Source organism: Fodinibacter luteus (genome assembly GCF_039541575.1).
GTDB lineage: Bacteria > Actinomycetota > Actinomycetes > Actinomycetales > Dermatophilaceae > Fodinibacter > Fodinibacter luteus.
This window is the reverse complement of the sequence record NZ_BAABGM010000010.1, coordinates 209,541-215,818: the sequence shown is the minus strand read 5'-3', so window position 1 is coordinate 215,818 and position 6,278 is coordinate 209,541. Positions and strand designations below refer to the sequence as shown.

The window sequence follows — 6,278 nt, the reverse complement described above, 5'->3', positions numbered from 1 at the left end:
TCGAGCACACCCCCGGAGGGACGCTTCCGTTGGGACCGACACGGCCCGGCCCCATGGCCACGAGCAGGGAGATCAGCTGTCCGTCAACCGGGAAGTACGTGTCCGCCTACAGGGAGGTTGGCATGTCCGCTAGCACATCCGGTGCGGTTTCACCTCGACCCGGCGGGGTGCCTGGTGGGTCGACCGGTGGGTGCGCGGCATCCGGTGCGTTATCACCTCGACCCGGGGGGGTCCTGGTGGGTCGACCGGTGGGTGCGCGGCATCCGGCGCGGTTTCACCTCGACCCGGCGTGTTCCTGGTGGGTCGACCGGTGGGTGCTCGGCATCCGGTGCGGTTTCACCTCGACCCCGGCTGGCTACAGTGCTCGCCATGGGTACGACGAGGGTGGCCGTCATCGGGGCCGCCGGCCGGATGGGGTCGACGGTGTGCCGCGCGGTCGAGGAGGCGGACGACCTCGAGCTCGTCGGCCGCTTCGACGAGGGTGACCAGCTCGGCGACCTCGCAGGGGCCGACGTCGTCGTCGAGTTCTCCGTGCCCGACGCGTCGCCGGCGAACGTCGAGCACTGCGTGGCGCGGGGAGTCCACGTCGTCGTCGGCACGACCGGCTGGACGCCCGAGCGCCTCGCCACCCTGCGCGAGCAGGTCGGCGACGACCCCGGCGTCGGCGTGCTCGTCGCCCCGAACTTCGCTCTCGGCGCCGTGCTCATGATGGCCTTCGCCCAGCAGGCGGCCCGCTTCTACGAGTCGGCCGAGGTCATCGAGCTGCACCACCCGGATAAGGTCGACGCGCCCTCGGGCACTGCCGCGCGCACGGCATCCCTCATCGGCGAGGCCCGAGCGGCGGCCGGGCTCGGCCCGGTCCCCGACGCGACGACCCACGACCCGGACGGGGCCCGCGGGTCGCGCGTGGACGGCATCCCGGTGCACTCCGTGCGGCTGCGGGGGCTCGTCGCGCACCAGGAGGTGCTCTTCGGGGGGCCGGGGGAGATGCTGACGATCCGGCACGACTCCTTCGACCGGGTCTCCTTCATGCCGGGGGTCCTCGCGGCGGTCCGAGCCGTGGCCGACCACCCCGGCGTCACCGTGGGGCTCGAGCACTACCTCGGCCTGGCCTGACGGGTGACGACGCTCGTCGGGCTCGACCTCGCCGGCCGCCGCGTCGTCGTCGTGGGTGCCGGCGTCGTCGGGACGCGCCGGGCCCGCCGGCTCCTCGAGGACGGCGCGTGGGTCGTGCTCGTCGACCCGAGCCCGTCCGACGACGCACGGCGGATGGCGAGCGACGACGACGTCGAGCTCGTGGAGCGGGCGGTCGAGGCGGCCGACGTCGAGGGGGCCTGGCTCGTCGTCGCCGCGACGGGCCACCCCGCCGTGAACGCCGAGGTGGCGGCCTGGTCCGTCGCACGGCGCACGTGGTGCGTCAACGCCTCCGACGGCCGCGGCGGCACGGCGCGGGTCGCCGCGTCGAGCACCCACGACGACCTCACCGTCGGCGTCGTGTCGACCGGCGATCCCGACCCGCGGCGGGTGGCGACCGTCCGCGACGCGCTCGCCGACCACGTCCGCTCCGGCGCGGTCGACCTGCGCCGGCAGCGCACGCGGCGGGGGAGGGTCGTGCTCGTCGGCGGCGGCCCCGGCGACCCCGGCCTCGTCCCGGTGGCCGGTCTCGAGGCGCTCGCGGCCGCCGACGTCGTCGTCACCGACCGGCTCGGCGCCACGGCCCTGCTCGACCGGCTGCCCCCCGACGTCGAGGTCGTCGACGTCGGAAAGACCCCGACCCACCACCCCGTGCCCCAGGACGAGATCAACCGGGTCCTCGTCGACCGCGCCCTGCGGGGGCTCACCGTCGTGCGCCTCAAGGGGGGTGACCCGTACGTCTTCGGACGCGGCGGCGAGGAGGTGCACGCGTGCCGTGCCGCCGGGGTGGAGGTGAGCGTCGTGCCGGGCATCACGTCCGCGTTCGGCGTGCCCGCCCTCGCCGGGATCCCGCTCACCCAGCGCGGGGTCGCGACGTCGGTCCACGTGACGTCGGGGCACGCCGGCGCGGATGCCGCGACGCTCGCCTCGCTCGCTGCCGGGGCGACCGTCGTGCTGCTCATGGGCGTCGCCGCGCTGCCCGGGATCTGCGCGGCCGCGATGGCGGAGGGGGTCGACGCCGACCTCCCGGTGGCCGTGGTGGAGCGGGGCTCGACGGTGGAGGAGCGGGTGACCCGGGCGACGCTCGGCACGGCTGCCGAGGTGGCCTCGCGCGAGGGGGTGCGCGCGCCAGCGATCGTCGTCATGGGGCGGGTCGCGGCGCCGGGGTTCCTCGACGACCCGGTGTGCGCGACGACGGCGCCGGACGATGACGGCGCCGGACGATGACAAAGGGCGCGCGCTGGGGGGCACGGCTCGTGGGGGCACGGCTCGTGACGGCGTCCCTCGTCGTCTGTGCGCACGTCACCCGGGACCCACGGGGGCGCGAGACCGTGCGCGATGGGAGGCACGGCTCGTGACGGCATCCCTCGTCGTCTGTGGGCACGGCACCCGGGACCCGCGGGGGCGCGAGACCGTGCGCGCCGTCCTCGCGGCGGTCGCCGCGCGGTGCCCGGACGTCCCCGTGCTCGAGGCCTACGTCGACGTGCACGGCCCCGAGGTCGCCGAGGTCGTCGCCGGGCTGCCGGCCGGCGAGCCGGTGGCGGGTGTCGTCGTGCCCCTTCTGCTCGCCGGGGGGTACCACGTGCACGTCGACGTCGCCGAGGCCGTCGCGGCGCGCCCGGACGTTCGCGCGACGCCCGCGCTCGGACCCGACGAGCGCCTCGTCGACGTCGTGCTCGACCGCCTCCGCGAGGCCGGCGCGGCGCCGGGGTCCTCGCTCGTGCTCGCCCCCGCCGGGTCGAGCGACGCGCGGGCGCAGGCCGACAGTGCGGCCGCGGCGCAGCTGCTCGCCGTGCGGTGGGACGGGCCGGTGACCCTCGGGTTCGCCGCCGGGCCGGCGCCGTCGGTGGCGGATGCCGTGCGTTCGGCCCGCGCGGCGGCCGGCGGTGCGCCGGTGGTCGTCGCGTCGTACCTCCTCGCGCCGGGCTTCTTCCAACGCCGTCTCGAGGAGGCCGGGGCGGACCTCGTGTCCGGGCCGCTCGCGCCGGACGAGCGGATCGTCGACGTCGTCGTCGACCGGTACCGCGCGGCGCTCGCCGGCTAACCAGTGAGGGCGCGTGGCCCGGCGGCGACCGCCCCTGCCCGGCGCTCGCCGGCTAGCCCCAGCCGAGGGCGCGCAGCCCGGCGGCGACCGCCCCCGCGGCGAGGACGACGAGCAGGAAGTTGGTGCGCAGCAGCAGGAGCACGACGGCGACCCCGACCGCGACGAGGCGGGCGTCGACGACGAGCGCGCCGGCATCCCCGGTCACCGCCTGCACGACGACGAGGGCGGCGAGGAGCGCGACGGGCAGCAGGGTCGTGACCCGCGACGTGCGCTCGCCGGCGAGCAGGCTCTCGGGCACGAGGTAGCCCGCGAGCTTGATGGCGAACGACAGCAGGCTCGCGACGACGACGGCGACCCACAGGCTCACGGTGTCGGGTCCGATCCGGGCAGGAGGCCGTCGGAGCCCTCGAGCGGGCGCTCGTGCCGACCGGCGTGCCGCAGCCCGACGACGAGTGCCGCGAGCGAGGCGAGGATGACGGGCACCCCGGCCGGGAGCACCGGGGAGGTGACGAGGGCGATGAAGACGGCGAGCACCGCGGTGGCGGCGGCGTCCCTGCTGCGCAGCCGGGGCCAGAGCAGCGCGACGAAGGCGGCCGCGGCGGCGGCGTCGAGGCCGAGCGCGCGCGGGTCGCCGAGGGCGTTGCCGAGGAGGGCGCCGAGCAGGGAGGAGAGGTTCCAGAGCACGAAGACGGCGATGCCGGTCTGCCAGAACCCGAGCCGCTGGGCGGCGGGTTCGGGTTGGGCGATGCCGACGGCCGTGGACTCGTCGATGGTGAGCTGGGCGGCCGCGAGCCGGCGCAGGCCGGTGGCGTCGAGGAGCCGCGAGGTCTGCAGGCCGTAGAGCCCGTTGCGGATGCCGAGCATGGATGCCGTGGCGATGGCGGCGGGGGCCGCCGCGAGGCCGCCGGACGCGATGATCCCGACGAACGCGAACTGGGACCCGCCGGTGAACATGACGAGGGAGAGCGCCATGGCCTGCCAGGTGTCGAGCCCGGCGGCGACGCCCAGTGCCCCGAAGCTCACGCCGTAGGTGCCGCTCGCGATGCCGACCGACCAGGCCTGGCGGACGACCTCGCGGCGGCGCGTGGGGGGCAGCGGCGCATCCGCCCCCGCGCCGCCCCCACGGTGCGCGTGCTCCGCGCTCACGCCGTCGCGTCCCCCGCGGTGACGGAGGCGGTCAGGCGGACCTCACGCAGGGCCTCGCCGTCGGGGGAGACCACGCGGTCGCGGTAGGCCCCGTCGGGTGCGAACCCGGAGGCGGCGAGGAAGGCCCGGGTGCGCTCGTCGTCCGAGAGCAGCCACACGGCCACCGACTCGGCCCCGGCCTCGCGGAGCACGTCGACGCCGGCGTTGAGCAGGCGCGAGCCGTGACCCTGGCGGCGGGCGTCGGGGTGCACGGCGAGGACGGTCACCTCGCCCGCGGCCGGGCCGGCATCCGGGTCCTGCGAAGGCCCCACCGCGCAGAGGCCGACGACCTGCTCGCCGGCGCACGCGACCATGAGGCGGTGCACCCCGCCGGGGGGTGCGTCGAGGCTCGCGCGCCAGGTGCGGGCGAAGGCGTCGGGCTCGAAGCGGGCCACGACCTCCGCGGGGACGCGGCCTGCGTACGCCTCGCGGAACACGGTCGCCTGGACGAGGCCGACGGCGGGCGCGTCGTTGGGCCGGGCGCGGCGCACGCTGGCGTCGGCGAACGGGGGCCCGCCGGGATGCGGCCGGGGCTCGTCGGCGTGGGGGTGCGGGTGGTCGTGCTCGTGCGGGTGGCCGTGGGCGTCGCCGGCGGGGGGCGGGGGGCTCATCAGTGACCCCGGAAGACCGGGTCGCGGCGCTCGGCGAAGGCCCGGCGCCCCTCGGTGAGGTCGTCGCTCGCCCAGGCACGGGCGAAGGCCGCCTCGTAGCGGGCGACCTCGGCATGGTTGTCGTGGTGGGCGTCGAACCCGACCTTGGACCCGGCCTGGCTCAGCGGGGCGAGGGCCGCGGCGCGGGCGGCCAGGCCCTGCGCGTCCGCGAGGGTGCCACGCTGCTGGGCGAAGCCGAGTCGCCACGCGTCGTCGGCGTCGAGGACGGTGCCGGTGAGCACCATGAGCCGGGCGGCGCCCTCCCCCCAGCACCGCGCGAGCCGGTCGATCGTCCAGTGGTCGACCATGAGGCCGAGCCGGGCGACGGGCACGGCGAAGCGGGCGGAGTCCGCGACGACCCGGATGTCGCAGGCGAGGGCCAGCTGCATGCCCAGCCCCATGCACGAGCCCTCGACGGCCGCGACCGTCGTCACCGGGAGGGCGGTCAGGTGCGCCAGCACCTCGGCGAGGCGCGAGGTGAACGAGACGTCCTCGAGCTCGGTGAGGTCGGCGCCGGAGCAGAAGTGGCCGGCCGCCCCGGTGACGACGAGGGCACGGGCGCCGCCGGCGATCGCCTCGGCGACGGTGTGGTGGAGCTCGTCGAGCGCCTCGTGGTTCAGCGCGTTGCGGCGGTGGGTGCGGTCGATGGTGACCGTGGCGACCCGGTCTGCGACGTCGAGGTGGATGGGCACCCTCACGACCCTACCGACCGGTGGGCGCACGGCATCCGCCCGGCCTCGCGCGACGCCTAGGGTGGTCGTGTCACACCCGTGACACCCCACAGACGAAGGAGAATCCGGATGGCCACCACCCGCACCGCGTCCGCCCACTGGGAGGGTTCCCTCATGGAGGGGGCCGGTCAGGTCTCGCTCGAGTCGTCGGGCATCGGCACGTACGACGTCAACTGGCCGGCGCGCGCCGAGGCGGCGAACGGGGTGACGAGCCCCGAGGAGCTCATCGCCGCGGCCCACTCCACGTGCTACTCGATGGCGCTGTCGCACGCCCTGGCGCAGGGCGGGACGCCTCCGACGACCATCGACACCACCGCCGACGTCACCTTTCAGCCCGGGACCGGGATCACCGGCATCGCGCTCAGGGTCGTCGGCTCGGTGCCGGGCCTCACGGCCGAGCAGTTCGAGGAGGCCGCCCAGGCCGCGAAGACCGGTTGCCCGGTGAGCCAGGCCCTCTCGGCGGTGCCGATCACGCTCGAGGTGCAGTTCACGAGCTGACGTTCGGATGCCGGGTGCGCCGGTCGGGGCCTCGCG

General features: G+C 76.4%; 8 protein-coding genes. 4 read left to right on the top strand and 4 right to left on the bottom strand.

Annotated features, from left to right (window positions below; translation table 11 throughout):
* Window positions 1–369: 369 nt before the first annotated feature.
* From dapB to ABD899_RS08105, 3 genes are all read left to right on the top strand, one after another.
* Complete coding sequence (gene dapB, locus ABD899_RS08115; RefSeq protein WP_345204426.1) at window positions 370–1,116, top strand: 4-hydroxy-tetrahydrodipicolinate reductase; 747 nt, start codon at window positions 370–372, stop codon at window positions 1,114–1,116.
* A 3-nt stretch (window positions 1,117–1,119) separates the two neighbouring features.
* A complete protein-coding gene (cobA, locus tag ABD899_RS08110) occupies window positions 1,120–2,361 on the top strand; it encodes a uroporphyrinogen-III C-methyltransferase (RefSeq protein ID WP_345204424.1) in 1,242 nt (413 codons plus the stop codon).
* Window positions 2,362–2,488: 127 nt separating this feature from the next.
* A complete protein-coding gene (locus tag ABD899_RS08105) occupies window positions 2,489–3,178 on the top strand; it encodes a sirohydrochlorin chelatase (protein ID WP_345204421.1) in 690 nt (229 codons plus the stop codon).
* A 52-nt stretch (window positions 3,179–3,230) separates the two neighbouring features.
* On the opposite strand, the gene ABD899_RS08100 is transcribed toward ABD899_RS08105, so the two are convergent.
* From ABD899_RS08100 to ABD899_RS08085, 4 genes are read right to left on the bottom strand one after another with little or no spacing between them, the layout of a single operon-like run.
* Window positions 3,231–3,545, bottom strand: coding sequence for an AzlD domain-containing protein (locus ABD899_RS08100; RefSeq protein ID WP_345204418.1), 315 nt, complete (start codon window positions 3,543–3,545; stop codon window positions 3,231–3,233).
* Entirely contained in the window at window positions 3,542–4,324 is a 783-nt protein-coding gene (locus tag ABD899_RS08095; RefSeq protein WP_425474953.1) for an AzlC family ABC transporter permease, read from the bottom strand. The genes ABD899_RS08100 and ABD899_RS08095 overlap by 4 nt, the downstream gene beginning before the upstream one ends.
* Window positions 4,321–4,974, bottom strand: a complete 654-nt coding sequence (locus ABD899_RS08090; protein WP_345204416.1) for a GNAT family N-acetyltransferase — start codon at window positions 4,972–4,974, stop codon at window positions 4,321–4,323. Before ABD899_RS08090 ends, ABD899_RS08095 begins: the two co-directional genes overlap by 4 nt.
* A complete protein-coding gene (locus ABD899_RS08085) occupies window positions 4,974–5,705 on the bottom strand; it encodes an enoyl-CoA hydratase-related protein (protein ID WP_345204413.1) in 732 nt (243 codons plus the stop codon). The genes ABD899_RS08090 and ABD899_RS08085 overlap by 1 nt, the downstream gene beginning before the upstream one ends.
* Window positions 5,706–5,813: 108 nt before the next feature.
* On the opposite strand from ABD899_RS08085, the gene ABD899_RS08080 reads away from it, so the two are divergent.
* Window positions 5,814–6,242, top strand: coding sequence for an OsmC family protein (locus ABD899_RS08080; protein ID WP_345204411.1), 429 nt, complete (start codon window positions 5,814–5,816; stop codon window positions 6,240–6,242).
* Window positions 6,243–6,278: the final 36 nt, after the last annotated feature.

Bases quoted from the DNA above. Each gene is read 5' to 3' on its own strand.
- dapB (WP_345204426.1), top strand. From the start codon at position 370: ATGGGTACGACGAGGGTGGCCGTCATCGGGGCCGCCGGCCGGATGGGG.
- ABD899_RS08090 (WP_345204416.1), bottom strand. From the start codon at position 4,974: ATGAGCCCCCCGCCCCCCGCCGGCGACGCCCACGGCCACCCGCACGAG.
- ABD899_RS08080 (WP_345204411.1), top strand. From the start codon at position 5,814: ATGGCCACCACCCGCACCGCGTCCGCCCACTGGGAGGGTTCCCTCATG.